This is a genomic window from Plantactinospora sp. BB1, from assembly GCF_003030385.1.
Lineage (GTDB): Bacteria > Actinomycetota > Actinomycetes > Mycobacteriales > Micromonosporaceae > Plantactinospora.
Window position 1 is genome coordinate 122,052 of record NZ_CP028159.1, and the last position, 26,682, is coordinate 148,733.

Consider the following 26,682-nt stretch of genomic DNA (forward strand, 5'->3'; position numbering starts at 1 on the left):
TTACCCCTTTCGATCTGGGATTCCGGGAGATTCCGGGAGGGACTGCTGCCGTCCTGGGCCGCTCGGCCCGCGGACAAGGAGGTACGCCCGCGATCCAGGGGGCTGACCTCGCGGGCGTACCGACATGAACAACGAGCCGGGCCAGTCCGGCATTCCGGATTCGCCCGCCCGGTGCCCGCCGCCGGTCCGGCCCGGGTTCCGTCCGGCTCGGGCCCGTGCAGGGCCGGCGGCAGGCCGGACAGACCAGCAAAATCGGGTACGGACGATCCGGACCCGCCTCCTTCCGGCTACCCTGAGCACATGCAGTACGCCGCTGCGGCCGGAACCGGCGTCGCCTATCTGGCCCGCCCGGGCCGGCCTGCCGTAGTGAGCCCGACCGTGGCCGAGCTGACCGGCCCGACCCGGGGCACCGTCGTGCTGCCACTGCGGCTGATGTGGGGTCCGGAGCGCAGCTTCGACCTGGACGATCCCGACCAGCTGCTCTGGATGTACGAGAACGTCCTGCGCGAGACCACCCGCTCCGACGACCTGCGCCGCTATCTCAACGGCCGGGTGCTCCGCCGGGTCTGGTCCGCGCTGAACCTGCCCCGCGGGGTACGGGCGGCCTGGGAGCGACGGCACCCGTCGCTGGCCGCCGGTGATCGCCGGGCGGCATGACCACCACCCATCTCGACGACTTCTACCGCCAGGTCGCCCGGGTCGCCCTCTCCGTGGCCGACAAGCACGGGTTCGTGCTCGGCGGTGGCGTGGCCTGGGCGGCACACGGGCTGGTGTCCCGGCCCACCGAGGACGTCGACCTCTTCGCCGACGTCGACGGCGCGGCGGCCAGCGCCGAGGCGGAGGTCCGGACCGCGCTGGAGGCGGCGGGCTTCACCGTCGCCGACGAGGACCCGTCGAGCGACCTGGCCGGCCTGTTCAGCGGGTTCGAGCTGGACATGAAGGACTTCCTGGTCAGCCGGGGCGGCCGGCGGCTACGGCTCAGCCTCGGCCGGTTGGATCGACACCGCAGCCCGGTGGTGATGGACCTCGGGCCGGTCATGCACGTCCAGGACCTGGTGGCCAGCAAGACCGCCGCCCTGGTCACCCGCCGCGAGGTCCGGGACTACATCGACGTCGCGGCAGCGCTCGACCGGTACGCCGTCGCCGACCTGATCCGGCTCGCCGCCGAGTACGACCCGGCGATCGAGCCGGAGGACATCGCCGCCGCCGGCCGCTACCTGGACCGACTGCCCGACCAGCGCTTCGCCCGGTACGGCCGGGACGCCGCACAGGTACGGTCGATCCGCGCGAAGCTCGCCGGCTGGCCACGCTGACCCGGGCCTCTCCCCCGACCCGGCACGGGACATGCCGAAGGCCGGACCCGAGTCGGATCCGGCCTTCGTTCCTGCCTTAGCTGTTGTTCCAGGTGTTGGCGACCAGGTCGGCGGCCAGGTCTTCCCACTGCGCGTAGGCGTCGGGGTAGGCCGAGACCTGTACCTTCTGCGCGGCCACGGTCAGCGGCAGGTCCTGCCAACCGTCAACCTGCTTGAGGCCCTTGAGGAACGCGATGGTCGAGTACTCCGGATCGGTGATCTGCTCCGGCGAGCCCCAACCCGACGACGGTCGCTGCTGGAACAGGCCCAGCGAGTCGTGGTCGTTGCGGTCACCCAGGTGACCCAGGTTCTCCAACTTCGACTCCTGCAACGAGGTACCCACGGCGATCACAGCGGCACGCTCGTCCAGACCCGCCTTCTTCGTCGCCTTCACGATCGCCTTGACGTTGTCGGACTGCTCACCCGACAGCGCAATCCGCGACTGCTTACCCTGCGCACCATGCGGGACCAGCTTGTCCCGCGACGGCTTACGATCCTTACCCTCGCGCTTGTCACGCTTCTCGCTCTTACGGTCCTTGTCGTTCTTGTCACCCTTGTGGTCCTTGTCGGCCATGACCGACTGCGACACCGGCGAGGCGACATGCTCGGGCGCGGCGTGGGCGGCGACGGCGGGACCGGCGACAGCGCCACCGACGAACGCCAGACCAGCAACACCCAGAGCGGTCTTACGAACCAGGGAAGTCTGCTCGATGGCCGGGAGCCATCGGCTGAACAGAGTCGTGTTCATGATGGTCTGCCTTCCAATCGGGGGTGAACACCCCATGGGGGAAAACCGGGGTGTCATTGGAAATCACACGTCCCGAGACCGTCACGGCCTCCAGGGACAGAAGAAGGTTCGCCCGGCACACATGCACGGGGGGGTGCTGGTACTCAGGCGAACACCATATGTAACGACCGGCGGCCCCGGATCATTCCCCGAGGCCCGGCCACCAGCCCAGGTCACAGGCGGTGCTACTCGGCCGTACGCGAGATGTAACGACCGCCAGCCTGCCAACATTCCACCGCCAGCAGTTGATCACCAATCGAACCGGACATTGGTGACGGAGGCACCTCCAATGTCCCACTAGCATGGCGAGATGGCGCTCGACCTGTTTGCCGGTATACCGGTCAACGACTACCCGGCGGCACTGGCCTGGTACGAAAAGCTGCTTGGGTCACCGCCGACGTTCGTCGCCAGCGACAGCGAGGCGGTGTGGGAACTCGCCGAGCATCGGTCCCTCGCCATCGAACATCGACCCGAGCATGCCGGTCACGCCCTGCACACCGTCTTCGTTGACGACCTCGACGCCCTGTTGGCCGAGACGGCTGAGCGGAGACTCCAACCGGCGCGACGGGAGACGTACTCCAACGGGGTGCGGAAGGCCACGTACGTCGACCCCGACGGAAACGAGATCGGATTCGGCGGAGCCCCGCTCTGACCGGCGACCACGTACGCTCAGGCTCGTACGGGTGAAATCGCATCCATAGGGATTGACTGGGCGCCTGAGTGACGCCTCATACGTCGATCGGGCATTGGTCAACCTAGGCGACGTCGGGCCGGGTCATCAGCGGCGACCGCAGGTGCAACGCCAGATCAGGGCCGGTCAGGGGCACGGTGCTCCACGTCGCGACCGCTGTCCCCGTCCCGGCGTCGACCACCAGCCGCACCCGGTGCGGGGTGGTGATGACGTAAAGGTCGGCGACGAACGTGTTGCCCTGCCAGGCGCCGGTTGCGACGACAGGGCGGCCGAGCGGTGAGCTTTCCCGCCATGCGCCGTGGCCGACCTCGACCGTGAGGAGCGACCCGAGTCGCAGGAGCCACCCACGGTCTACCGGATCGAGGATCACCGTGGTGCCGTCGGGTAGCGCCGAATTCTCGACGGAGGCGTCGAGTTCCGCCTTGATGGAACGCTCAGGGGCGGCCGCGCCCGGCACGGGTGTGAGTGAGAGCCGCCGCAACCGCTCGGCGAGGATCTCGTCCTCCCGGGCACTTACCGGCTCGTCCAGGCCGGGCAGCAGGCAATCCCACAGGACGGCCGGCATTACCTCACCCTGCGTTATCGCACCGGTCACGACGACCACGAGGTCGTGCGACGGGACGACCACGCATTGCTGACCGAAGGCTCCTTCGGCACGGTAACCGTGACGCGATATCCAGAACTGGTAGCCGTACCCGCAAAGCATGTCGGGGTTCTCCGACCAGTCCTCGATCTGCTGCGTCTCGATGTGCCGTCTGGTCGCGAGCCGCACCCATTCGCGCGGGACGAGCTGCCGGCCGCTCCAGAGGCCCTCGCGCAGCAGCAGTTCGCCGAAGGCGGCGACGGCCTCGGTCGTGAGATGCAGTCCGTGGAAGCCGAAGGTGGCCCCGCTCGCCACCCGGTCCCATTCGGCGTGGTCGACGCCCATCGGCTTGAAGAGGCGGTCGTCGAGCAGTTCCGGGAGGCTGCGGCCCGTGACCCGCTCCACCATCCGGGCCAGGATGAAGGTAGTCGGATTGTCGTAGGCGTGCCGTGTTCCCTCGACCTCGGGGAACGGTACGCGTAGGAAGCCCTTCACCAGGTCGCCCGGTTCCAGTTGCCAGGCCTCGGCGAGGCTGTCCGTGCGGTGTCCGGTTGTCATGGACAGCAGGTGGTGAACGGTCAGGCGACGTCCCTGCTCCGAGATTTCCGCCGGGACGTGGTCGGGCAACACGTCCACCACTCGATCAGCCAGCGAGAGCAGTCCGTCGGCGATCGCAAGCCCCACGGCGACCGAGGTGAACGACTTGGTCAGCGAGTAGAGAAGGTGCGGGCGTTCGGCGGAGTACGGCGCCCACCAGCCTTCGGCGACAACGTGACCGTGGCGTACGACCATGATGGAGTGACACTCGACGGATTGCGCTTCGAGCCGGTCCAGTAGCGCGGCAACTGCGCGGGCCGACACCCCCATGGCAGCCGGTGTCGAGCGCGGCAGCAGGGTGCGCTGAGAAGGCATTCAAGCACCCTAACAAGATCACTCGGTCGAGTTTGTGGAATATCGTCCGGAGCCAATCCTGCCGATCTTGGGCAGTGGACAATCAGCGTCGACGTGCGATCACGCCGGTACTCCAGCACCCTGGAGCCGTAAGAAGGGGGCCGTCCAGCGACTACGGCGATTCCGGTACCCCCACGGCCGGCATCCTGGCGCTCAAGCAGTGACAGGGCCTGGTCGCTCGCTACGCCAGAATTGGCGTGGCGCGAACCCTTCACGTCGCAGCCAGTGCTCGGTATAAACGACACGTTCCGCCTCGACGACCACGAGTGTGTCCTGAGGCGGCTCGGACAACGGTCGTCCCCGCTCGGCGTGCTCGTTCTCCCACCGGAACGCCGTCCAGTAGTGCGCGCGGTCCGGGTGCTCCGGGTCAAGCACCCTTGCAGTTCCGAACAGTTGAGCGCCACGGCTGCTGGCCAGCCCGACCAGCGGCGCGAAGATTCCGATGGACACCCGCGGATCCGCAGCGAGGTTGCGCATCTTCGGTGAACGCGGTGCAGCGGTGAAGAGCACCGCGAAGCCAAGCGAGTAGTACCGCACCGGGGTGGCCAGCGGCCCGTCCGGACCCGTGGTCGCGAGCACGCACATGTTCTGCGACGACAGGAGGTTGAGGATGCGCTCCTCAAGCGGTTGACGATCGAGTCGCTTCGTCGGCGTGGGCCCGGACAGCCAGGGGTTCGTCAACGGCATGTAGCGACCTCGATCATGACGAGCACCCTACCCACCTGACTGTCCATCCGGCCGCCATGATCGGCAGGACTCGGCCTGACCCGTCGTTGCCAGTCGGTCCGCCAGTTCGCCGAGGTGACTCTCCACCCGCGCCCGGTCGTAACCGCGCAGGCTCACGGTGGAGTCGGAACATGTCCGGAGACGCCGCTGGCCGGGTCCCCTGTGGTGGGGACCCGGCCAGCGGGTGGTGCGGTCGTGTTGTTTGGTTGTCTTAGCTGTTGTTCCAGGTGTTGGCGACCAGGTCGGCGGCCAGGTCTTCCCACTGGGCGTACGCGTCGGGGTAGGCCGAGACCTGTACCTTCTGCGCGGCCACGGTCAGCGGCAGGTCCTGCCAGCCGTCGACCTGCTTGAGGCCCTTGAGGAACGCGATGGTCGAGTACTCCGGATCGGTGATCTGCTCCGGCGAGCCCCAACCCGAACTGGGTCGCTGCTGGAACAGGCCCAGCGAGTCGTGGTCGTTGCGGTCACCCAGGTGACCCAGGTTCTCCAACTTCGACTCCTGAAGACTCGTACCCACGGCGATCACCGCGGCACGCTCGTCCAGACCCGCCTTCTTCGTCGCCTTCACGATCGCCTTCACGTTGTCGGACTGCTCACCCGACAGCGCAATCCGCGACTGACCACCCTGCACACCATGCGGCACCAAACGATCCCGCGACGGCTTGCCCTTACGGTCCTTGTCACGCTTCTCGCTCTTACGGTCCTTCTCGTTCTTGTGGTCCTTGTCGTTCTTGTGGTCGTTGCCCTTGTCGGCCATGACCGACTGCGACACCGGCGAGGCGACATGCTCGGGCGCGGCGTGGGCGGCCACGGCGGGGCCGGCGACAGCGCCACCGACGAACGCCAGGCCAGCAACACCCAGAGCGGTCCTACGAACCAGGGAAGTCTGCTCGATGGCCGGGAGCCATCGGCTGAACAGAGTCGTGTTCATGATGGTCTGCCTTCCAATCGGGGGTGAACACCCCATGGGGGAAAACCGGGGTGTCATTGGAAATCACACGTCCCGAGACCGTCACGGCCTCCAGGGACAGAAGAAGGTTCGCCCGGCACACATGCACGGGGGGGTGCTGGTACTCAGGCGAACACCATATGTAACGACCGGCGGCCCCGGATCATTCCCCGAGGCCCGGCCACCAGCCCAGGTCACAGGCGGTGCTACTCGGCCGTACGCGAGATGTAACGACCGCGAGCCCGCCAACATTCCACCGCCAGCAGTTGATCAAAAAACTAAACCCGGATATCCGAGGGGACACCTCAGAATGCGGGGCAGATCGGCGCCTGCGCGTTCCAGCTCTACGTGACGGTTAGCCAGGCACGCCAACGAGGTGTGATGAGGGCGGTGATCTCGTCATAGCCGGCCGAACCCGGGTGCGCGCCATCACCGGTACGAACCTCGCGGGTCCACACGGCGCTCTTACGCAACGAGGACTGCACCGCGACGTACGGTACGCCCGCTTCGCGACAGGTCCGCGCAAACGCGTCGTCGAGCGAGGCCAACCGTACATTCTGAGCGTCATCGTCGACCGGTGGCGGACCGACGACAAGGACGCGCCAGCCCTGGCCGGCAGCCTGGTCGAGCATCCGGGTCAGGGTGGCCGCCGATCGCTCGGGCGTCACCCGGGGCCGGCCGTTCTCCTCGGTGGTGTCGTTGACCCCGAACGACATCACGACACGGAGGTCGTTGCCGTCCCGTAGCCGCAGCAGACACTCTGCACGCCAACGGGCGAGGATGTCGACGGAGGTCTGCCGCCGTACGCCGAGGTTGTAGGTCGTGAGCGGTTGTCCGTCGGCGCAGGTTCGTGCCGCGAGCCGGCCCACCCAGCCCAGGCAGCGCGGATCGCCGACGCCCAGCACGAAGGAGTCGCCGACGAAGCAGACGCGCAGGTCACGGATCACGCGTGCAGTGTCTCAGGCGCTGCTGGCAGAACGGCCAACTGGCCACTCCGGTGTTCCCGAGCGCGACCAGGCACGACCGGGCTGCCTGCGCGTTACGCACCATCCGAGTCGACTTTCGCCGTTCGGAGGAACTCCCACCGCTGTCCCACTCGCACGCAGTCCGCCCGGCGAACAGGTTTCCCGGTGCAGTGAGGTCACGGACCTCGCGGGACTCGCCCACCGGCGGTGGGCGCACCCTCAGCCGGACATGGGCCGAGTGAATTCGGGCTGGTCGAGTACGCGCAGCCAGGATCCGTCAGGCTGGCGGCGTACCACCTGTGCCCGGGCGCCGGCACCGTCCTTGGCTACGGTCGAAGTGAGTGCGAGATCGCCGCTGACGAGCGTCGGAAGTGCTCCTCCGGTTCGAAGTGTGGGCGGTTCGCGAGTACCTTCGTCCAGAGCGCCTGGATCGCGGCCCGGCCGACAGTCTGGCCGCCGGGCGGGTACGCCAGCACCGCATCCTCGGCGTAGAGCGCCGCGACGCCCTCGGCGTCTCCCGCGTTGGAACGCTCGACGAACAGCCGGGTGATCTCCTCCGGTCGCATTGCCTTCTCGTAATCCGCCATGTGGATCCTCTCGATTCCTGCTGTATCCCCTGACGGATCGAGCATGCACGGAGCAAAATCAGAAGTACAACAGCTAATTCTGATGACATCTAGAATCAGCAGTTATGGAGCTGAGGCAGCTGGAGTACCTCGTAGCGGTTGCCGAGGAGGCAAGCTTCACCCGGGCCGCAGAGCGCGTTCGGATCAGCCAGTCCGGGGTGAGCGCGCAGATCCGGCAACTCGAACGCGAACTCGGGGCGACCCTCATCGACCGCTCGACCAGGACGGCGACCCTGACGGCCGCGGGCAGGGTCGCTCTGGAGTACGCGCGCGCCACGCTCGCCTCCGCCGCCGCGCTACGGCAAACCGTCAGCGAGGTGACCGGCCTGATCCGTGGCCAACTCACCGTCGGCATGATCGTCGGGTGCACGGTGACCCCGCTCTTCGAGGCGCTCGAGGCGTTCCACCGGGCCCATCCGCAGGTCGAGCTGACCCTGTTGGAGGACAACTCCGACCGACTCGTCGAGGGTGTCCGGTCCGCCGCGATCGACCTCGCCCTGATCGGTACGGCCGAAGCCACGCCGGTCGGGCTGAACGCGCTGACGATCGTCAGCGAACGACTGGTGGCGCTGGTACCGCCGGAACATCCACTCGCGGCGCGGAAGAAAATCGGGTTGGCCGACATCGCGGAGCATCCGGTCATCTGCATGCCGGAGGGTACCGGGATCCGAACCGTGTTCGACCGAGCCTGCGCCAACCGCCGCGTCCAGCCGACCATCGCCTTGCAGGCTAGTGCCGCCACCACCATCGCCGACCTGGCGATCCGAGGGCTCGGAGTCGCGATCCTCAGCGAGTCCATGGCTGACGAGTACGAGGACCGGCTGACCGCGCTCCGGGTGAGCGACGTTGACGTCCCGGCGCTACTGGCACTGGTTTGGAAACCCACGCAGAGCCCTGCCCTTGCTCGACTGGTCCGGTACAGCCGAGACGCCTTCGCCCCCGTCCAGGGAGAGATCACGACGTAACCCTTCCTCGATCGCACTCTTGCTCGGGTATCGGCGCGCCTGCTCGGCAGGCGCTCGGGATTCGGAAATGCCGCTGGCCGGGTCCCCTGTGGTGGGGACCCGGCCAGCGGGTGGTGCGGTCGTGTTGTGTGGTTGTCTTAGCTGTTGTTCCAGGTGTTGGCGACCAGGTCGGCGGCCAGGTCCTCCCACTGCGCGTAGGCGTCGGGGTAGGCCGAGACCTGTACCTTCTGCGCGGCCACGGTCAGCGGCAGGTCCTGCCAACCGTCAACCTGCTTGAGGCCCTTGAGGAACGCGATGGTCGAGTACTCCGGATCGGTGATCTGCTCCGGCGAGCCCCAACCCGACGACGGTCGCTGCTGGAACAGGCCCAGCGAGTCGTGGTCGTTGCGGTCACCCAGGTGACCCAGGTTCTCCAACTTCGACTCCTGCAACGAGGTACCCACGGCGATCACAGCGGCACGCTCGTCCAGACCGGCCTTCTTGGTGGCCTTCACGATCGCCTTGACGTTGTCGGACTGCTCACCCGACAGCGAGATCCGCGACTGCTTACCCTGCGCACCGTGCGGGACCAGCTTGTCCCGCGACGGCTTACGATCCTTGCCCTCGCGCTTGTCACGCTTGTCGCTCTTACGGTCCTGGTCGTTCTTGTCACCCTTGTGGTCCTTGTCGGCCATGACCGACTGCGACACCGGCGAGGCGACGTGCTCGGGGGCGGCGTGGGCGGCCACGGCGGGGCCGGCGACAGCGCCACCGACGAACGCCAGACCAGCAACACCCAGAGCGGTCTTACGAACCAGGGAAGTCTGCTCGATGGCCGGGAGCCATCGGCTGAACAGAGTCGTGTTCATGATGGTCTGCCTTCCAATCGGGGGAACAACACCCCACGGGGGGAAAACCGGGGTGTCATTGGAAATCACACGTCCCGAGACCGTCACGGCCTCCAGGGACAGAAGAAGGTTCGCCTGGCACACATGCACGGGGGGTGCTGGTACTCAGGCGAACACCATATGTAACGACCGGCGGCCCCGGATCATTCCCCGAGGCCCGGCCACCAGCCCAGGTCACAGGCGGTGCTACTCGGCCGTACGCGATATGTAACGACCGACTGCCCAACGGCATTCCACCGCACCAAGTTGATCAAGCGAAGGTGGAGAGTTCGGGTCGGACAAGAAAGCCGTCGCGTCGAAACGTCACCCGGACCCGACACACGTGCCGGACAACCATCGAGCCCGCCTGGGCCCCACGTCCTGGCCGCGCGGATCGTCCCTCGGAAGCAGTGAGGGCGACGAGCGGCTGCCCGACGACGGTGAGATCGACGATCACGCCGGAATCGAGCAGCCGCAACGGTCGCTCGGTGCGACCGCCACCGGACCGGGACGATGGGACACCCGCCGGTCAAGGGCGATGGGGACACCCGCCGGTCAAGAGCGATGGGGACACCCGCCGGTCAAGAACCCTCTCGGGTCAACGCCCAGGGCGGACGACACCCGCCGCCCCGCCGCCGCGCCGTACCGGTTCCGCCGACGCCACCAGGCCGTGCCGACCGGTGAACTCGATCGCGGTGGCCGCACCGAGTTCGGCGGTACTCGTGAAAGGCGGATGGTCGAGCGCGTCGAGTGCACTGCCGTACGCGCTGACGAACGCCGGTTCTGCCTGAGGCGCGGCGCTGTTGCGCTGTGAGGCCCGGGGTGCCGCCATCGCCTCCGGCAGAGACATCCCGAGGTCGATCCGGTTGACCAGTACCTGCAGCACGGTGGTGATGATGGTGGCACCACCGGGGGTGCCGAGCGCCAGGAACGGGCGGCCGTCGTCGAGCACGATCGTCGGCGACATCGAACTGCGGGGGCGCTTGCCCGGGGCCGGCAGATTCGGATCGGGCGCGGCACCCGGGGTCTGTGCGAACGTGAAGTCGGTCAACTCGTTGTTGAGCAGGAAGCCGCGTCCGGGTACCACCATCGCGTTCCCGCCGGTCTGTTCGATCGTCAGGGTGTACTCGACGACGTTGCCCCACCGGTCGGCCACCGTCAGGTTCGTGGTGCTCTGCCCGGGGTTGGGCTCGGCACCCGCCGCGCCGGTCGCGCAGTCGCCGTATCTTCCGTCGGGTTCGCCGGGCGGTACCGGCTTCGGCGCGGCCCGGCCGGGGTCGAGCTGGCAGGCCCGCTCGGCCGCGTACCGGTCGTTGAGCAGTTCGTCGAGGATCCGCCGGGAGGTGCCGTCGGCGACGTACCGGTTCCGGTCGGCGTAGGCCAGGGCGCTCGCCTCCAGGTAGTGGTGCAGCGCCTCCGTCACCGTCATCCCGGCCAGGTCGAACCGTTCCAGGATGTTCAGCGCCTCGCCGACGGCGACACCGCCGCTGGACGGTGTCGACATGCCGTACACCTGGTAGCCCCGGTAGTCGGACCGGGTCGGCGCGGGGAACCGCAGCTCGTAGCGGGCGAGGTCGGCCCGGGTCATCCCGCCGGGCTGGATCGGGTACCGCCAGGGCACGGTCGGGTCGGCGGCGACCGGCGGGCGGCGCACCGCCTCGACGAGGTCCGCGCCGATCGGGCCGGTGTAGAAGACGTCGACGCCGCGCCGGGCGATCTGCCGGTAGGTGTCGGCCAGGTCCCGGTTGCGCTGGATGGAACCGACCGCCGGTGGCTGGCCGCCCGGCAGATAGAGCTGCCGGGTCGCGTCGAACTGGGCGAACGCCGCCTCGTTCTCCGCCACCTGCTGCCGGAACGTCGCGTCGACCACGAACCCCCGCCCGGCCACCTCGGCGGCCGGGGCGAGCGCCGCCGACAGCGGCCGGCTGCCCCACCTGCGCAACGCCTCGTGCCAGGTCAACAGCGTCCCGGGTACGCCGACCGACAGGCCGCTGACCCGGGCCTGCTGAAAGGGGTACGGAGTGCCGCTGGCCGGGTCGACGAAGGAGTCCGCTCGGATGGAGGCGGGTGCCGACTCCCGGCCGTCGATGGTGTGCACCCGGCGGGTACGCGCGTCGTAGTAGACGAAGAAGCCGCCACCGCCGATACCGGCCGAGAACGGCTCGGTCACGCCGAGCGTGGCGGCCGCCGCCACCGCCGCGTCGACCGCGTTGCCACCGCGACGGAGTACGTCCAGGCCGACGGCGGTAGCAGTGGGGTCGACAGTGGACACGGCACCGCCGTACCCGTGCGCGGTCGGCGTCTTGGGTGGTTCGCCGGAGTGGCCGGCGGCGGCCGGTGCGGCGCTGGCCGGCGCCGACGTGACGACCAGGGTGACGGCCACGACGCCGGCCACCGCCATCCGGGCTGTTGCCCTCTTGGTGAGCCTCATTGCCCCTCCACGGTCAGGTTGCGTCCTTGATATGCCCTCGGCGGCGGTGCGGCAACTGGAGGCGGCGCCGAGGGGCAACCGGGCCGACGATCTGCGTCTGCCCGCCCCCGGCGGCGGCTTTCGCCGACGCACTCACCTGGTGGTGTGACGGCGGACCCCACCCGTAAGGCATCCTAGGAAGATAGGTCGTATGACGGGAGGGGCGGTGCGGGCGGATACGGCGGGCGGGATCGTATCCGCGTCGTCCTGAGCTGGGTCAGGCCGGGCTGGCGAGTGGGCGGTCGGTCGGCTGACCGAGGCGCCGGTAGGCCAGCTCGGCGAGCAGTGCGGCGCCGTCGGCCAGCACGCTGTCGTCGTAGACGGCCCGGGGCGAGTGGTTGCCGGGCGCCGTCACCGGGTCACCGGTGGCGCAGGCACCGAGGAAGACGAAGGCGCCGGGTACCCGCCCGAGCACCCGGGAGAAGTCCTCGGAGCCGGTCATCGGGTGGCGCATGTCGACGAACCGCTCCGCGCCGAACAGCTCCCGCACGGTCGCGGCGGCGAACTCGTGCTGGTCCGGGTCGTTGATCGTGACCGGATACTCCGGCTCGTACCGCACCTCGGCGCGCAGGCCGTGCGCCGCCGCGATCTGCTCGCAGAGTTGTACGGCGTGCCGGCCCAACTCGGCGTGCACGGCGGGGTCGAAGGCCCGTACCGTCGCCTCGAAGCTCGCCTCGTCCGGGATGACGTTGCGCCGGGTGCCGGCGTGGAAGGTGCCGACGGTGAGCACCACCGGCTCGAACGCGTCGAAGCGGCGGGTGATCATCGTCTGCAACGCGGTGACCATCTCGCAGGCCGCCGGTACCGGGTCCAGCGTCACGTGCGGCCGGGAGCCGTGCCCGCCCGCCCCGACCACGGTGACGAAGAGACCCGCCGAACCGGCCATCAGCGGGCCGGGGCGGGAGGAGAAGACTCCCCGGTCCAGGATGGACGAGAGCACGTGCAGGCCGTACGCGGCCTCGACCGGGCGGCCGGCGGCGGTCAGCACCCCCTCGTCGATCATGTGTCCGGCGCCGTTGTAGCCCTCCTCGCCGGGCTGGAACATGAAGACCACGTCGCCGGCGAGCTCGTCGCGGCGGGCGGCGAGCAACCGGGCGGCGCCGACCAGGCCGGCGGTGTGCAGGTCGTGCCCGCAGGCGTGCATCACCCCGTCGTGCCGGGAGCTGTAGTCGACTCCGCTGCTCTCGGTGATCGGCAGGGCGTCCATGTCACCCCGGAGCAGCACCGCCGGACCGGGCCTGCCACCGCGCAGCACGGCGGTGACCGAGGAGAGTCCGGCGCCGGTGCTGATCTCCAACGGCAGCGGTTCGAGGGCGGCCAGCACCCGCTGCTGGGTACGCGGCAGGTGCAGGCCCTCCTCCGGAACCTGGTGCAGTTCCCGGCGCAGCCCGGCCAGTTCGTCCTGGATCTCCGCCGCATCCTCACGCAGGCTCATGCGTCTCCCCCGCCCTGGTCGTACCGCCGTGGCCGCTGCCGCCGAGGTGTCTGCCGGACGCCTCGTCGTGGCTGGTCCGCGCCCCGCCTCGGGGATATCCGAGATCTTACGGAGCCGGCCAGGATGATCAAGTGTCATGATCATGGCCCTTCGCCGGACGTGACGAACGGCACGCCGGAACGCCGACGACCGCGCCGGCCGGGCCACGCACGAATCGGGACGGCCGGAGAGGGGCTGCCGGAGAGGGGCGGTCGGCGAGCGGGATGGCCGGGAGCGGGCGGGCGGTCGGCGGAGCGGGATGACCGGAAAGGGGCGGTCGGATGTCCGGCAGCCGTCGGCCGGTAGGTGCCTGGATGACGGGTGGTTGTCGGGTGGTGGCTCGGCTGGCGTGACCCGCGACCGGTCGTTATGGTGCCGTCGGCGCGCCTACCCGGCGCACCCCGGTGGACCTTGCTCGACCTCCCCCGGCGGTCCGTCACGGCCCCGGGTGGCAGTCAGCGCGCATACGCCGGCCGCTCAGGTGGCACAAGGTCCAATGTCTAGGAAAGGCGCGGCATGACCCCTCTTCCCGGCCCTTCTCGACGCCAGGTGCTCGCCGTCGCCGCGGCGGCCGCGGCGGCACCGCTCGTCGGGGCCGTACCGGCACAGGCACACCCGCAGAGCAGGCCGAAGACCTACGACCTGACCGTGCTGGGCACCTCGGACACCCACGGCAACGTCTACAACTGGGACTACTACCGGGACGCCGAATACGACGACAGCGCGCACAACGACGTCGGCGTGGCGAAGCTGGCGAGCCTGGTCAAGCAGATCCGGGCCGAGCGGCGGGGCAGGGCGACCCTGGTGCTCGACGCCGGTGACACCATCCAGGGCACGTCGCTGGCGACGTACTACGCCAAGCAGGAGCCGATCACCGAAACCGGTGAGACGCACCCGATGGCCCGGGCGATGAACATCCTCGACTACGACGCGGTGACGCTCGGCAACCACGAGTTCAACTACGGGCTGCCGCTGCTGGACAGGTGGATCAGGCAGCTCGGCTTCCCGGCCCTGGCCGCCAACGCCGTCAACGAACGCACCGGCAAGCCGGCCTTCACCCCGTACCTGATCAAGAAGGTGTCGCTCGGGCGCGGCGCACCGACGCTGCGGGTCGGCATCCTCGGCCTGACCAACCCCGGTACCGCGATCTGGGACCGGGGGCACGTCGAGGGCAGGCTCCGCTTCGAGGACATGGTCGCGACCGCCGCGAAGTGGGTACCGGTGATGCGCCAGCGCGGCGCCGACATCGTGCTGATCTCCGCGCACGGCGGCGACAGCGGTACGTCGAGCTACGGGCCCGAACTGCCGAACGAGAACCCGTGCGCGATGATCGCCGAGCAGGTACCCGGGATCGACGCCATCCTGTTCGGGCACGCCCACGCCGAGGTGGTGGAGCGGTTCGTCACCAACACCCGGACCGGCGAGCGGGTGCTGCTGTCGGAGCCGTCCAAGTGGGGCCAGCGGCTGACCCGGATGGACTTCACCCTGGAGCGGGACCGCAACCGCTGGCGGATCACCGGCAAGCGGGCCACGATGCTGAACAGCAACACCGTGCCGGAGGACCCGAAGGTGCTCGCGGCGGTACGCCGGCAGCACGCCAAGACGGTCGCCTACGTCAACCAGGTGGTCGCCACCTCGGCGGTCGAACTGTCGGCGGCGGAGTCGCGCTACCGGGACACGCCGATCCTCGACTACATCAACAGGGTGCAGACCGACACGGTCGCCGCCGCGCTGGCCGGCGGCCCGTACGCCAGCCTTCCGGTGCTGTCGATCGCCGCGCCGTTCAGCCGTACCGCGATCTTCCCGGCCGGGGACGTACGGATCAAGGACGTGGCCGGGCTCTACATCTACGACAACACCCTGGAGGCGGTACTCGTCAACGGGGCCGAACTGCGCGCCTACCTCGAGTACTCGGCGAAGTACTTCCGTACCCTCGGGCCGGGTGCGCCGGTCGACCCCGCGCAGCTCAACGATCCGACCGTGCCGGACTACAACTACGACACCGTCTCCGGGGTCGACTACGACATCGACATCAGCAGGCCGGTGGGCCAGCGGATCACCAGGCTGGCCCACCCGGGCGGCGGAGCGGCGGTCGTCGACACCGACCAGTTCGTGATCGCGGTGAACAACTACCGGCGCAGCGGCGGCGGCAACTTCCCCGGCATCGTCAAGCCGCAGATCTACAACGAGCAGCAGGAGATCCGGCAACTGCTGATCGACTGGGCGCAGGCCAAGGGCAGCATCGATCCGGCCGACTTCTTCGAGCCGAACTGGCGACTGGTCCGGGAGGGCGTACCGGTCTTCTGAGCGGGGCCGGTCCGGGTCCCGGTGCGGCTCGCGGGGCGTTGCCGGTACGACGGATCGACCCGCGACGGCGGCGGGTGTTCGACGAGGCGCTCGGCCGGGAGATCCCGGCCGAGCGCCTCGCGTCGTGCCAGCGTCCGGCACCGGACAACCGGCCCGCATCGATGTAGCTTCTTGCCAGACGGCGCCTAGCCGGTGGAAGATATCGCCGTGACCCGACTGTCGCGCCGCCTCCCCCTGGCCGCCCCGCTGGTGCTCGGCGCACTGCTGCTGGCGCTCGGCGCACCGCTCGCAGCAGCACCGGCCCCAGCAGCAACGCGCGCAGCAGCACCGCTGGCAACAGCACCGCTCGCAACAGCACCGGTAGTCGCCCGCGCCGCGAGCCCGACCGAACCCGTCGAGCCTCGCACCGCCTACGTCGACGTCTCGGTGGCCACCCTCTGGGTGGAGCCCGGTCGGCAACGTCCCGTCGACCTGCCCTCCATGACGAACCCGGCCGACCCTCGGGCCTGGACGGCGGGGATGACCCTCGCCGAGCGGCGCTGGCTGATCGGCGACCTGGAGACCCAGGCCACGTACGGTCAGCGGGTGCTGGTCCTGGCGGAGTCGGGCGACTGGGCGCAGGTGGTCGTACCCGGTCAGCCGACGCCCCGGCACGAGTGGGGCTACCCCGGCTGGCTGCCGAAGGTGCAGCTGACCGACGGCAGGAGTTTCGGGCACCTCGCCGGCCGTCCGTTCGCACTGGTGGAGACGCCCACCGCCTGGCTCTACGACGATCCGCGTCGGACCCGCCGGGCGATGGAGTTGAGCTACAACACCCGGCTGCCGGTGCTGGCCCGACTCGACCGGGCGGTACTGGTGGCCACCCCCAGCGACGGCCCGAAGTGGCTGGCCGCCTCGGACGTCTCGGTGTACGCCTCCGCCGCCGACATCCCCCGGCCGACCGGCCCGGAACTGGTGGCGGCGAGCCGGATGTTCCTCGGTCTGCCGTACCTGTGGGCGGGTACCGCCGGCTTCGGCTTCGACTGTTCCGGCCTCACCCACTCCGTCTACGCCGCGCACGGCATCACCATCCCGCGGGACGCGCAGGACCAGGCCAACGCCGGCACCCCGGTCACCAGGGAGCAGCTCGCCCCCGGGGACCTCGTCTTCTTCGCCCGGAACAACGGCACCGGACGCGTGCACCACGTCGGCATGTACGCCGGCGACGGCTACATCGTCGACGCCCCGACCAACACCGACACCGAGGAGAGCGGCGTCGAGTACGTGCGGCTCGACGAGCACCGGTACGCCCACGAGTACGCCGGAGCGCGCCGGTACCTGTAACGACGCCGACGCCTACGACGAGGCCGGTACCTGTGACGACGCTGGCGCCTACGACGAGGCCGGCACCCGTGGCCGGCGAGGCGGCGTCAGATCTTCGGGATGACCGCCGCGATCGTGGTGGCGACGAGCGGGCCGACGATCACCAGGCCGGACTGCAACTCGCTCACGGTGGTGCGGTTGACGCCAAGGATCTCCTCCAGCTTGATCCGGTCCTCGGCCGCGGTGATCAGCTCCGCCTTCGGCACGTGCGCGATGTCGGAGAACTCGTCGATGTAAACCTGACAGCGCCGCCGCAGCAGGGTGGCGGCCGGCACGTGCATCAGCGCGATCAGGATCGAGCCGGCCGCACCGATGACGAACGCGGTCGACTGGGGAATCTTCTCCGAACTTCCCCACCCGACGGCCGCCGCGCAGACCAGCACCATCAACAGCAGCAACGAACCCATCATCTGCAACAGCCGGGCCAGCATCCGGCGCAGTCGCATCAGTGCGGCCAACTGCTCGCCCGGGGTACCGGTGAGACCGCGCATCGAGACGACCCGGACGCCGGCCAGCGTCGCGCCGGCCGGCAGCGCCCCGAGCACCACGATGGAGACGAAGGCCACCGCCCGCCAGGTGAGTCCGCTGCCGATGACGGCGTGCGCGGTGACGACGCTGCCGGCCACCAGCACCAGGAAGGCCAGCACCGACGGTACGACCCGGCGCACCGGTACCGGCTGGATCCGTTGCAGGTCGTGCCAGCGGGCCACCCCGGAGCCGATCGTCGACCCGCTCAGCGCGCCGAGCAGTCCGGCGACCGACGCCCAGAGCAGCCACTGGTTGCGGAACTCCGGCAGTTGCCGGTCCGGATTGGAGAAGGCGATCCCGACCGCCGTCGCCGCCCCGGCCATCATCATCAGGGTACGGACCACACGCGGCCAGCCGACCAGGCCCAGCGGACGCGGGCTGTTCCGGTACGGCTCCGCCGGGGGTACCGCCCCGTTGGCGGTCGGCGTCGGGGCGGCCAGGGATGCCTCCAGGGCGGTCATGGCAGACGACTCTAGAGGAGGCGTGAGTATCGGGTGTTCCCCCGCCGGACGGTTATGCGGCGGTGCGGTCGAGGGCGGTGCCGAGGCGGTCGAGGTGCTCGGCGACGGGGCCGGCGGTGAGCATGCCGCTGCCGGCACCGGCCAGCTCGGCTGCCGCCGGTGCGAGTACGGCGTGGGCGCGTTCCAGCACCGCCCGGTCGCCGAGCGCGATCGCGGCTTGGCCGGTGAGGCACCAGAGAGCCTCGAAGAGCAGGTCGTGTGGCGGCTCGGGGGTCCGGCGCAGCGCCACGGCGGCGTCGGCCGGGCGGTCCCGCGCCAACAGGACCAGTGGCCGGGCCCAGGGCGCGTACGGGCCCCAGTCGGTGCGCTCGTCGCTGTCCGCCGGTCGGCCGTGCCAGACCCGCAGGCAGAGCAGGGCGAGCGGCAGGAGCCCCCGCTCGACGCCGGGCATGCCGGTGCCGGCGAGCTGTGCCGCGGCCGTCCGGTAGGCGGCCTCCGCCGTCGCCGCCGACGCCCCGGTCGCGGCCAGCCGCAGCGCGCGGTACCACCGGGTGAAGACGGCGACCAGTGGTCGTTCGTCCCGCTCGGCGACCCGGTCCGCGGCGGCGGCGTGCCGGTCCGCGACCGCGAAGTCGCCGAGCGCGCTGCGGGCCTGGAGTCGGATCAGGTGGCCGAGCACCTCGAACGTCGGCAGGCCGTGCCGGACGGCGAGCGCGACGAGTTCGGCGCCGACCTCGTCGCGCTCCGGGGCCAGCCCCGCGCGCCGGAAGCTCTGCATGAAGACGCCGTTGAGGGCGAAGGCGAGCAGCGCCGGGTCACCCAGCCGGCGGGCGATCCGCTCCGCCTCCCGGGCCGCCTCGGACCCGCGTGCCGCCCGGGTGCCGCGCGACTCCACGGCGATCGTGGCCAGCAGCCGGGCCCGGGTGGCGGCGGGCGCGTCGGGGTGCAGGGCGGCCAGGGTACGTTCGGCGGCCGCCACGATCCGGGCCGCCTGTTCCGGGTCGTCGGACCGGGTCCAGATCGCCGGTACGTCGTACCCGCCGATCACCCGCGCGGTCAGTTCCGGGTCGCCGAGCTGCTCGGCGGCGGCGATGGCCGCGAACCGCTGTTCCCGGGCGGCTTCGAGTCCGCCTCCGCCAGCCACCGCGAGGCTGCGTAGCAGGCCGACCGTGGACTCGAGCCGGGCCCGGGCGCCGGAGGCGACCGTCCGGTCGTAGGCCGCGGCGGCCTCCGCCCAGACCCGGTCGGCCGTGGAGGGAGCCTGGCCGGGCTCCGCCGGTTCGACCTGCCGGAGGATGTCGGTCTCCAGCCGGCGCAGCCGTGGCCCCGGGTCGACGCCGAGCTGGTCGAGCAGGAGCGCGCGGGCCCGGCGCAGCACGGCCAGCGCGTCCCCCTGCCGGTCGGTGCGGTAGAGGGCCAGGGCCAGCAGCCGCCACGCCTCCTCCCGCCAGGGATGCTCGGCGACGTGGCCGTCGAGTTCCGGTACGGCCTCGGCGGCCCGCCCGAGCGCCAGTAGCGCCTCGGCCCGCGACTCGATCGCGTGCAGCCGGAGCTGTTCGAGCCGGCTGCGCTCCGGGCGGGCCCACGGCTCGTCGTCGAAGCCGGCGTACGCGGGGCCGCGCCACCAGCCCAGCGCCCGGTCGAGGCGGTCGAGGGTCGATCCCGGCGGTCCGGCGGGGGTGGCGGTGACGGCCTCCTCGAACCGCCAGGCGTCGACCGCGTCCGGCGCCGCCCGCAGGGCGTAGCCGGGTCCCTCGGTGACCAGCAGCCGGGCCGGCTCACGCGGTGGCCGGTGCGGCTCCAGCGCGCGCCGCAGCGCCGCCACGAAGGTCCGGACCGCGCTCACCGCGCCCGGCGGCGGCGCTGCCCACAGGTCGTCGACGAGCCGGCCGACCGGGACGACCCGGCCGCGCGCGACGACGAGCCGGGCCAGCACGGCGCGGTGTCTCGGCCCCTTCACGTCGATCGGCGCGCCGGAGTCGTCCCAGGCCACCACCGGTCCGAGCACCCCGAACGTGACCTGCACCGATCCACCCTTCCACGCCGCGGCGACCAACGTATCGTGCTTGTCGGTCGCTCATCGGTTGCTCATCGGCGATCGGCAGGCTGGACGGGCTGCCCACCCCGGGCAGGACCGATCAGGAGGATCCAACCATGGCTGTGACCATTCCCGGCTTCGACTACCGGCGTGTCAGGGTCGACGACGACGTCACGCTCTCCGTGGCGGTGGGCGGCTCGGGCAGCCCGGTCGTGCTGCTGCACGGCTTTCCGCAGACGCACCTGATGTGGCGGCACGTCGCCACCGACCTCGCCGCCGAGCACACCGTGATCTGCCCCGACCTGCGCGGGTACGGTGCGAGCGACAAGCCCGCCGAGCGCGACGCCGAGACGTACGCGAAGCGGACCATGGCCGCCGACATCGTCACCCTGGCCCGGCAGCTCGGCCACCCGCGCTTCGCGCTCGCCGGTCACGACCGGGGCGCCCTGGTCGCCGTCCGCGCCGGTCTCGACCATCCGGAGGCGATCTCGCACCTCGCCGCGCTCGACGTGCTGCCGACCCTCGACATGTGGGACGTCCTGCACGGGGCCCGCGCGGCGGTCGCCTTCCACCTCTATCTGATGGCCCAGCCGCCGGGCCTGCCGGAGCAGATGATCTCGGCCAGCCCGGACGCCTTCTTCGGCTACTTCCTGGACGGCTGGGCCGGGAACCCGCAGGCGATTCCGGCCGAGGTGCGGGCCGAGTACCTGAGGGCGTCCCGGGAGGCGGTGCCGTCCATCGTCGCCGACTACCGCGCCTCGGCGGGGATCGACGTCGCACACGACGAGGCGGACCGGGCGGCCGGGCGCCGGCTCGGCATGCCGGTCACGGTCGTCCAGCAGGACTGGGGTGCGGCGCTCGGCTACGACGCCGCCGCGCTGTGGCGGGCCTGGGCCCCGGACCTGGTGCACCAGACCACCTCGGCGGGGCACTTCATGGCGGAGGAGGCACCCGGGGAGATCGCCACGGTGCTCCGGGCGCTCGTCGCGCGCTGACGCATCGGCCCGCCCGTCCCGGGGCGACACCCCGGGCGATCGTCGCGGGCTGCCGCCGCCGGCTGCCGGCGGGCGTGCGCTGGCGCGTACCGGTCAGGCGCCCGGCGCGGGTAGCGTGCCGGCGATGACCGTGCTCACCATCTTGCGCACGGCGGTGGTCTCCGGCGGGGCACCGGTCCGGTCGGCGAAGAGCAGGTGTCCGGCACCGATCAGCGTGTAGGCGAGGATCTCGACGTCGGCGTCGGCCGCCAGCCGCCCCAGGTCACGTTCCGCGCCGAGGTACTCGGCGAGCAGGACGGCCGCCTCGGTCAGCACGGGTACGCCGGCCGGCCAGGTCTGGCGTAGCCGCAGGCGCAACTCGTCCCGGAAGGTGACGAGGGCGACGATGGCGACCGCGACCGACCCGAACAGGCCCTCCAGCGCGGCGGTGAGGTTGTCGGCGACGGTGCCGGTGCCGGCCGACTCGCGCAGGGCGGCGGCCTCGGGGGCCAGCCTGCCGACGCGGTCGAGCACGAACTCGGCGAGGAAGGCGTCGAAGTCGTCGAAGTGCCGGTGCAGGACTCCCTTGGCGCAGCCCGCCTCCGTGGTGACGGCCCGGCTGGTCAGCCCGCTCGGCCCGTCCCGCAACAGGATGCGGTCGGCGGCTTCGAACAGCTGCGTGCGTACGTCGCGGATGGCCACCCCGGTCGGCACCGGCGTCCGCTCCCCTCCTCGATGTGGGCCCACCCGATTGACGAGTGGGCGTCTGCCCACTAGCGTGGGCGCATGCCCACTCTAGCCGGGAAGCATCCGGAGCCGGTCGAGCCGCACCGGCACCGCCAGGTGGCGGAGTCCTTCGGCACCGACCCGGAACGCTACGACCGGACCCGGCCCCGCTACCCCGACGCGCTGGTGGAGCGGATCGTCGCCGCCAGCCCCGGTCCCGAGGTGCTCGACGTCGGCTGCGGCACCGGCACGGCGAGCCGGCAACTCCAGGCCGCCGGCTGCACGGTGCTCGGAGTCGAGCCCGACGCCCGGATGGCCGAGTTCGCCCGGCGTACCGGGATCGAGGTCGAGGTGGCCACCTTCGAGACCTGGGAGCCCGCCGGGCGGCGGTTCGACGCGGTCGTCGCCGGCACGGCCTGGCACTGGGTGGACCCGGTCGCGGGCGCGACCCGGGCGCGACAGGTGCTGCGTCCCGGCGGCCTGCTGGCGCCGTTCTGGCACACCTTCCAGCTCCCACCCGAGATGGCGACCGCCTTCGCCGAGATCTACCGCCGGGTGGTGCCCGACACGCCGTCCCGGGTCCCGGCGCCGGAGTCGACCCTGGACGCCTATCAGCCGATGTTCGCCACCGCCGCCGACAGGATCCGCCATGTGGGCGGCTTCGGCGAACCCGAGCAGTGGCGATTCGACTGGACCAGGACCTACACCCGCGACGAGTGGCTGGACCAGTTGCCCACCTCCGGCCTCGCGACCCGGCTGGCGCCGGACAAGCTCGCGGCGCTGCTCGACGGCGCCGGAGCCACGGTCGACGCGCTGGGCGGCAGCTTCACGATGCAGTACCGCACGGTGGTCGTGGCCGCCCGCACCGACGCCCCCGAGTGACGGTACGGGCCGGAAGCAGCGCCCGCGCAATCCTCGGTCGAGGTCGGAAATCACCGCGTCGGGCGGTCGTAGCCGCCGGACCCGCCGGGACGGTGCCGGGGACGCCCCTGGTCAGCAGGGACGCCCCCAGCGGCTTGCCGTCGACGGGTCAGGTCACGCGTCGTCGTCCTGGACGGTCAGCATGCCGTAGGCGTCGCCCACGGAGACCCCCTGGACCGCCTTCACCGCGACCACGTAGCGCCGGCCGTCCCCGGGCTGGGTGTTGCCGGTCACCGCGATCGGGATGGCGATGGTGGTACTGCCGGGCGTCACCGTCACGACGCTGGCCGTGGCGAGCCCGGTCACCGGGTTCACCACGAAGACCCGCACCTGTCCGGTACCGCTGCCGGAGACCTGCGCCGGCACCTGGTAGGTGACCGTCCCCGAGTTGCCCTCCTGGACCGTCCGCTCCCCCAGGTCGACCCGGGGCAGCGAGACCGGCTGCGGTGCGGGGGTGCCGGGTCGCCAGCCCCAGGCGTCGATGAACCAGATCCTGGCCCAGGTCTCACCGGCGCGCGGCACCAGCACCAGGGTGGTGATCTGGCCGAGGTTCAGCCCGGCCGTCCTGGCGTTGGTCAGCGGCATCCGCACCTCCTGCGCCCAGTCGTCGGCGGTCTGGGTGGGCGCCGGCAGCGGGTCCAGCGTGGTGGTGCCGAGGGTGGCCTGCCGGCCCGCCGAGTCGGTGATGGCGACGTCGAACTGGGTACCCGGGGAGCCCGACGGAACCGCCACCCGCAACGCCACCTGCTCGGCGGTGGAGAGCGAGACCGCCGCCGGAGGCCGGAGGCTGACCGGCGTACCCGGCGCCCGCCAGTCAACCTCGATCGCGTACCGGCCCGCCTCCGGGACGATCGGGTCGAAGGTCGCGAAGTGCGGGGAGTTGGAGTTGCCGCACCCGTTGGACGTACCCGCCGGGGTGATCTGCTCGCAGAGCCGGGCGGCGGCACCGCTGACCACGGTGGCCGCCTCGGGCACCAGCAGACGGGTCCGGTTGCCGCCCACGGCGTGACTCAGCACGGTCGCCGGGTCCGTCGAGGGTGCCCGGAAGCCGGAGCCGTCCAGCAGCGGGCGTACCTGGTCGTTACCGGCCACGAAGGTGGCCGCGGCGGCGGCCACGTAGGTGGCGCCGACGTTCTGCTGCTGTTGCGGCGTCAGTCGCATCGGCGAGGCGGTGCGGCAGACCGGGTCGTGCGGGCTGGGGTAGTCGTCCCAGGACTTCGCGACGGAGAGTCCGGGCGTCCACTCGGTGTTGAAGTAGTTGTGGTTGGCACCGAGGGCCAGGACGACGCTGTGCAGGGCGAAGCCGCGACCCACCCCACGGGTGGCGTCCGCGTAGAGCTGTCCCTCCAGGTCGGTCAGGTCGCCGTCGCAGCTCGGCAGGATGGTCATCGACGGTACGTCCGGAGCCGGGTTGTGGCTGTAGATCGACGGGCCGATCAGCGCCAGCCCGCGGATCTGCCAGCGGACCGTCCCGGTGTAGCCGTCCTGGCCGGCGGGGGGCCGGGTGAGGCTGTCGACGGCGGCCCGACTGACCCCCTCGCCACCTCGGGAGTGGCCGACCAGCAGCACGTTGGACATGTTCGGCACCGGGGCCGACCGCACCACCTCCGGCGCGGTGGGGCGACCCGTGCCGGCCCAGTCCGCCCAGCGGCCCAGGTGCAGCCGGACCAGCGAGGAGCGGGCCTGCGCACCCGCGTCCTGCGGCGGCAGGCCGGCACCGTCCTGCGCGTTGATGGAGTTCGCCGAGATGGAGACGGTGACGTACCCCTGCGAGGCCAGCACCTGCTGGATCCGCTCGTACCCCCGGTGGCTGGGCAGCGGGTTCCACCCGGTCGGGCAGGGCCAGACCGTGGTCGGCTCGGCGGTGCCCTGGTAGCAGGTGGGGTGCCGGCCGTGCAGGATCAGCACCAGTGGGCGCTGGCCGGACGTGCCCTGCGGGGCCACGACGTAGCCGCGCATCTCCACCGGTACGGCGAAGCCCGGCAACTGCACGTCCGGCAGCGCGTACTCGCCGCTGATCGTGGAGTAGGGGCCGGGTACGCCGGGGTCGACCGGGTTCGGCGGCAGTTGGGCTGCCGCGAGCTCCGGTACCGCCCCGCTGCCGCGCGCGTCACCCGGGTCGACCGCCACGTCGAGGCGCCGCCCGCCGGCCCGTACCTGTAGATCGGTGAGGTTGCGGGCGGTGACGTCGTCGATGGAGAGGTGGAAACCGCGCTGGTCGGTGGCGGCCGCCGGGCGGCCGAGCAGCCGGTCACCGGCGTAGAACCCGACCGCCGCGTCGCCGGTCCGGACCGGCTGGGCCGGATACCAGCTGAGTTCGAATCCGGACGCGGTCGGTCTCAACTTCCAGGCGTCCGGCAGTGGCGTCCGGGCGACGACCGCCGCCCGGCCGGACGGGTCTGCCGGGCCCGCCCATGCGGCGCTGCCGCCGGCGATAGTCACCGTAAGCGATATGGCGACAGCCGCCACCGCTCTGCCGACGTGCATAGACGTCCTCCCCCGTGTGTATTCCGTTGTGGACGTGGGCGCGGCGCCACTCGGGAGCGCTCCCACGTCGGTGCGCAGCCCATCCTAGAGCGCCCGAGCCATCGCGATCAATGCATCCCGTACGTCTGACTACTGTGGACGACACAACGGGGCGGGATACCGACAAAGTGCGGTATGAGCTGGTGCGATCTACATAGGACGGATTGCCCCGGGCGCCTGGCGAGCGGTTGTCGCGGGGTCAGTCCGGCCGGCGGGTGGCGATGGCGAGGAACCGGTGCGCCGCGTCGTCGTAGCCGTCGAGGTGCCACCCCGCACGGAGCGCCGACCGCTGGAGCGGGACTTCGGCCAGCGGCTCCTCGGGGCCGAGAACGCGGCCGTGCCGGGCGGCCAGCGCGGCACGGCCGGACGGGTGGAAGATCACGAGGCGTCCGCCGGGGCGGGTGACCCGGGCCAGTTCGCGGAGCCCGGCCACCGGGTCGGGCAGGTGGGTCAGCAGGCCGGCGGCGAAGACGACGTCGGCGGTCGCGTCCCGGAGCGGGAGGTGTCGGGCGTCGCCGATGAGTAGGGCGGCGGCCGAGTCCCGGCCGTGCGCGACGGCGGCGGCCAACATCTGCGGGGTCAGGTCGAGGCCGATGACGATGCCGCCGGGCCCGACCGCCTGCCGCAGCGCCGGCAACGCGCGGCCGGTACCGCAACCGACGTCCACGGCCACTCCCCCGGCCGGCAGTCGCGCCTCCCGGACGGCGGCGGCGTAGGCGGGCAGGTCGTCGCCGAACCTGGCGTCCCAACTGGCGGCACGGACCCCGAAGAAGGCACGGGACTCGCCGACGTACCAGCGCTCCCTCGGCGCGAGCCGCTCGGCGAGCTGCCGGATCACCGGCCAGTCCGGATCGCGCAGGTCGACGACGATGTCGGCGGCCTGCGCCGCGTTGGCGCTGTCGGCGCCGTCCGCGGTGTTGGCGATGTCGGCGGCGTTGGTGCTGTCCCCGGTGTTGGCGATGTCGGCGGCATGGGCGCCGTCGATGCCGTCGGCGGCGTGGGCGGGTTCGTTATGCCTGGTTGATCCGTTGGGTCGGGTGCGCAGTCGGATGACCACGTCCCAGCCGCCGTTGGGCGGGTGGGCCCGCCAGCCGGGCCCGTCGGCCAGCGCGATCGCCGGCCGGCCTCGGCCCGCCCGCCAGGTCTCCGCGTCGGCCGGCGGCGTGCGGTCGGTGAGCCGGACGCAGGGGCGGCCGGCGGCGGCGAGGTGGTCGGAAAGGCGGTCGGCGACCACGCCCGCGAGCGGGCCGCCGTCGACCAGCACGGTGACCGCACCGGCGGGGAGGGCGGCGGCGAGGTGGTCGAGGACCTCCGTCCACCGCCGGGCCTGCTCGCCGGTCAGCCCTCGCGATCCCGGTACGTGCAGCACGTCGCCAGCCATCCTCACATCATGCGGATGCCGGATGCATTCGGCTAGTCACTGTGGCAGATGCG

General features: G+C 71.2%; 21 protein-coding genes and 1 pseudogene. 8 read left to right on the plus strand and 14 right to left on the minus strand.

Annotated features, from left to right (window positions below):
• The first annotated feature begins 300 nt into the window (after positions 1–300).
• A complete protein-coding gene (locus C6W10_RS00575; protein WP_107255854.1) occupies positions 301–657 on the plus strand; it encodes a hypothetical protein in 357 nt (118 codons plus the stop codon).
• The gene (locus tag C6W10_RS00580; protein WP_107255855.1) at positions 654–1,313 is read left to right on the plus strand and encodes a nucleotidyl transferase AbiEii/AbiGii toxin family protein; all 660 of its coding nucleotides are present in this window, start codon (positions 654–656) and stop codon (positions 1,311–1,313) included. Before C6W10_RS00575 ends, C6W10_RS00580 begins: the two co-directional genes overlap by 4 nt.
• 76 nt (positions 1,314–1,389) lie before the next feature.
• Here C6W10_RS00580 and C6W10_RS00585 read toward each other — a convergent pair whose 3' ends face one another.
• Positions 1,390–2,100 carry a hypothetical protein gene (locus C6W10_RS00585; protein ID WP_107255856.1) on the minus strand — a complete coding sequence of 237 codons (711 nt, stop codon included), beginning with the start codon at positions 2,098–2,100 and terminating at the stop codon, positions 1,390–1,392.
• A 349-nt stretch (positions 2,101–2,449) separates the two neighbouring features.
• On the opposite strand from C6W10_RS00585, the gene C6W10_RS00590 reads away from it, so the two are divergent.
• The gene (locus C6W10_RS00590; RefSeq protein ID WP_107255857.1) at positions 2,450–2,791 is read left to right on the plus strand and encodes a VOC family protein; all 342 of its coding nucleotides are present in this window, start codon (positions 2,450–2,452) and stop codon (positions 2,789–2,791) included.
• Between the two features lie 103 nt (positions 2,792–2,894).
• On the opposite strand, the gene C6W10_RS00595 is transcribed toward C6W10_RS00590, so the two are convergent.
• The 5 genes and pseudogenes from C6W10_RS00595 to C6W10_RS00615 all read right to left on the minus strand — a co-directional run bounded on the left by C6W10_RS00595 (position 2,895) and on the right by C6W10_RS00615 (position 7,570).
• A complete protein-coding gene (locus tag C6W10_RS00595) occupies positions 2,895–4,325 on the minus strand; it encodes a serine hydrolase (protein WP_234361552.1) in 1,431 nt (476 codons plus the stop codon).
• A 192-nt stretch (positions 4,326–4,517) separates the two neighbouring features.
• The gene (locus tag C6W10_RS00600) at positions 4,518–5,051 is read right to left on the minus strand and encodes a pyridoxamine 5'-phosphate oxidase family protein (RefSeq protein WP_107255858.1); all 534 of its coding nucleotides are present in this window, start codon (positions 5,049–5,051) and stop codon (positions 4,518–4,520) included.
• Positions 5,052–5,301: 250 nt separating this feature from the next.
• The gene (locus tag C6W10_RS00605; protein WP_107255859.1) at positions 5,302–6,021 is read right to left on the minus strand and encodes a hypothetical protein; all 720 of its coding nucleotides are present in this window, start codon (positions 6,019–6,021) and stop codon (positions 5,302–5,304) included.
• 362 nt (positions 6,022–6,383) lie between these two features.
• Positions 6,384–6,986, minus strand: coding sequence for a GDSL-type esterase/lipase family protein (locus C6W10_RS00610; protein ID WP_107255860.1), 603 nt, complete (start codon positions 6,984–6,986; stop codon positions 6,384–6,386).
• A gap of 237 nt (positions 6,987–7,223) precedes the next feature.
• Positions 7,224–7,570: pseudogene (locus C6W10_RS00615) on the minus strand (nuclear transport factor 2 family protein).
• Between the two features lie 125 nt (positions 7,571–7,695).
• Between C6W10_RS00615 and C6W10_RS00620 the strand changes: the two are divergent.
• Positions 7,696–8,595 carry a LysR family transcriptional regulator gene (locus C6W10_RS00620; RefSeq protein ID WP_107255861.1) on the plus strand — a complete coding sequence of 300 codons (900 nt, stop codon included), beginning with the start codon at positions 7,696–7,698 and terminating at the stop codon, positions 8,593–8,595.
• A 137-nt stretch (positions 8,596–8,732) separates the two neighbouring features.
• On the opposite strand, the gene C6W10_RS00625 is transcribed toward C6W10_RS00620, so the two are convergent.
• The 3 genes from C6W10_RS00625 to C6W10_RS00635 form a co-directional block, all read right to left on the minus strand.
• Positions 8,733–9,443: a hypothetical protein gene (locus C6W10_RS00625; RefSeq protein WP_107255862.1), complete on the minus strand. Its 711-nt coding sequence runs from the start codon at positions 9,441–9,443 to the stop codon at positions 8,733–8,735.
• A 616-nt stretch (positions 9,444–10,059) separates the two neighbouring features.
• The gene (ggt, locus tag C6W10_RS00630; RefSeq protein WP_369937593.1) at positions 10,060–11,892 is read right to left on the minus strand and encodes a gamma-glutamyltransferase; all 1,833 of its coding nucleotides are present in this window, start codon (positions 11,890–11,892) and stop codon (positions 10,060–10,062) included.
• Between the two features lie 256 nt (positions 11,893–12,148).
• Positions 12,149–13,366 carry a M20 family metallopeptidase gene (locus C6W10_RS00635; RefSeq protein ID WP_107255864.1) on the minus strand — a complete coding sequence of 406 codons (1,218 nt, stop codon included), beginning with the start codon at positions 13,364–13,366 and terminating at the stop codon, positions 12,149–12,151.
• A 555-nt stretch (positions 13,367–13,921) separates the two neighbouring features.
• Here C6W10_RS00635 and C6W10_RS00640 point away from each other — a divergent pair.
• Positions 13,922–15,712 carry a bifunctional UDP-sugar hydrolase/5'-nucleotidase gene (locus C6W10_RS00640; protein ID WP_107255865.1) on the plus strand — a complete coding sequence of 597 codons (1,791 nt, stop codon included), beginning with the start codon at positions 13,922–13,924 and terminating at the stop codon, positions 15,710–15,712.
• A 207-nt stretch (positions 15,713–15,919) separates the two neighbouring features.
• The gene (locus C6W10_RS00645) at positions 15,920–17,035 is read left to right on the plus strand and encodes a C40 family peptidase (RefSeq protein WP_199853819.1); all 1,116 of its coding nucleotides are present in this window, start codon (positions 15,920–15,922) and stop codon (positions 17,033–17,035) included.
• 86 nt (positions 17,036–17,121) lie between these two features.
• Here the strand turns inward: C6W10_RS00645 and C6W10_RS00650 are convergent, their stop codons facing one another.
• Together C6W10_RS00650 and C6W10_RS00655 are read right to left on the minus strand one after the other, a co-directional pair.
• Positions 17,122–18,063: a hypothetical protein gene (locus C6W10_RS00650; protein WP_107255866.1), complete on the minus strand. Its 942-nt coding sequence runs from the start codon at positions 18,061–18,063 to the stop codon at positions 17,122–17,124.
• Positions 18,064–18,115: 52 nt separating this feature from the next.
• The gene (locus C6W10_RS00655; protein WP_107263534.1) at positions 18,116–20,089 is read right to left on the minus strand and encodes a BTAD domain-containing putative transcriptional regulator; all 1,974 of its coding nucleotides are present in this window, start codon (positions 20,087–20,089) and stop codon (positions 18,116–18,118) included.
• A gap of 128 nt (positions 20,090–20,217) precedes the next feature.
• Between C6W10_RS00655 and C6W10_RS00660 the strand changes: the two genes are divergently transcribed.
• On the plus strand, positions 20,218–21,096 hold the full coding sequence (locus C6W10_RS00660; RefSeq protein WP_107255867.1) for an alpha/beta fold hydrolase: 879 nt from the start codon (positions 20,218–20,220) through the stop codon (positions 21,094–21,096).
• Positions 21,097–21,189: 93 nt separating this feature from the next.
• On the opposite strand, the gene C6W10_RS00665 is transcribed toward C6W10_RS00660, so the two are convergent.
• Positions 21,190–21,789, minus strand: a complete 600-nt coding sequence (locus tag C6W10_RS00665; RefSeq protein ID WP_107255868.1) for a TetR/AcrR family transcriptional regulator — start codon at positions 21,787–21,789, stop codon at positions 21,190–21,192.
• A gap of 72 nt (positions 21,790–21,861) precedes the next feature.
• On the opposite strand from C6W10_RS00665, the gene C6W10_RS00670 reads away from it, so the two are divergent.
• A complete protein-coding gene (locus C6W10_RS00670; protein WP_107255869.1) occupies positions 21,862–22,683 on the plus strand; it encodes a bifunctional 2-polyprenyl-6-hydroxyphenol methylase/3-demethylubiquinol 3-O-methyltransferase UbiG in 822 nt (273 codons plus the stop codon).
• 153 nt (positions 22,684–22,836) lie between these two features.
• Here the strand turns inward: C6W10_RS00670 and C6W10_RS00675 are convergent, their stop codons facing one another.
• Together C6W10_RS00675 and C6W10_RS00680 are read right to left on the minus strand one after the other, a co-directional pair.
• Positions 22,837–25,164 (minus strand): hypothetical protein, encoded by a 2,328-nt coding sequence (locus C6W10_RS00675; RefSeq protein ID WP_107255870.1) that lies wholly within the window; start codon positions 25,162–25,164, stop codon positions 22,837–22,839.
• Between the two features lie 283 nt (positions 25,165–25,447).
• Entirely contained in the window at positions 25,448–26,629 is a 1,182-nt protein-coding gene (locus C6W10_RS00680) for a class I SAM-dependent methyltransferase (RefSeq protein ID WP_107255871.1), read from the minus strand.
• Positions 26,630–26,682 lie beyond the last annotated feature (53 nt).

Excerpts from the sequence above, each read along its gene's own strand:
- C6W10_RS00575 (WP_107255854.1), top strand. The coding sequence starts at position 301 with ATGCAGTACGCCGCTGCGGCCGGAACCGGCGTCGCCTATCTGGCCCGC.
- C6W10_RS00580 (WP_107255855.1), top strand. The coding sequence starts at position 654 with ATGACCACCACCCATCTCGACGACTTCTACCGCCAGGTCGCCCGGGTC.
- C6W10_RS00585 (WP_107255856.1), bottom strand. The coding sequence starts at position 2,100 with ATGAACACGACTCTGTTCAGCCGATGGCTCCCGGCCATCGAGCAGACT.
- C6W10_RS00590 (WP_107255857.1), top strand. The coding sequence starts at position 2,450 with ATGGCGCTCGACCTGTTTGCCGGTATACCGGTCAACGACTACCCGGCG.
- C6W10_RS00595 (WP_234361552.1), bottom strand. The coding sequence starts at position 4,325 with ATGCCTTCTCAGCGCACCCTGCTGCCGCGCTCGACACCGGCTGCCATG.
- C6W10_RS00600 (WP_107255858.1), bottom strand. The coding sequence starts at position 5,051 with ATGCCGTTGACGAACCCCTGGCTGTCCGGGCCCACGCCGACGAAGCGA.
- C6W10_RS00605 (WP_107255859.1), bottom strand. The coding sequence starts at position 6,021 with ATGAACACGACTCTGTTCAGCCGATGGCTCCCGGCCATCGAGCAGACT.
- C6W10_RS00620 (WP_107255861.1), top strand. The coding sequence starts at position 7,696 with ATGGAGCTGAGGCAGCTGGAGTACCTCGTAGCGGTTGCCGAGGAGGCA.
- C6W10_RS00625 (WP_107255862.1), bottom strand. The coding sequence starts at position 9,443 with ATGAACACGACTCTGTTCAGCCGATGGCTCCCGGCCATCGAGCAGACT.
- ggt (WP_369937593.1), bottom strand. The coding sequence starts at position 11,892 with ATGAGGCTCACCAAGAGGGCAACAGCCCGGATGGCGGTGGCCGGCGTC.
- C6W10_RS00635 (WP_107255864.1), bottom strand. The coding sequence starts at position 13,366 with ATGAGCCTGCGTGAGGATGCGGCGGAGATCCAGGACGAACTGGCCGGG.
- C6W10_RS00640 (WP_107255865.1), top strand. The coding sequence starts at position 13,922 with ATGACCCCTCTTCCCGGCCCTTCTCGACGCCAGGTGCTCGCCGTCGCC.
- C6W10_RS00650 (WP_107255866.1), bottom strand. The coding sequence starts at position 18,063 with ATGACCGCCCTGGAGGCATCCCTGGCCGCCCCGACGCCGACCGCCAAC.
- C6W10_RS00660 (WP_107255867.1), top strand. The coding sequence starts at position 20,218 with ATGGCTGTGACCATTCCCGGCTTCGACTACCGGCGTGTCAGGGTCGAC.
- C6W10_RS00670 (WP_107255869.1), top strand. The coding sequence starts at position 21,862 with ATGCCCACTCTAGCCGGGAAGCATCCGGAGCCGGTCGAGCCGCACCGG.
- C6W10_RS00680 (WP_107255871.1), bottom strand. The coding sequence starts at position 26,629 with ATGGCTGGCGACGTGCTGCACGTACCGGGATCGCGAGGGCTGACCGGC.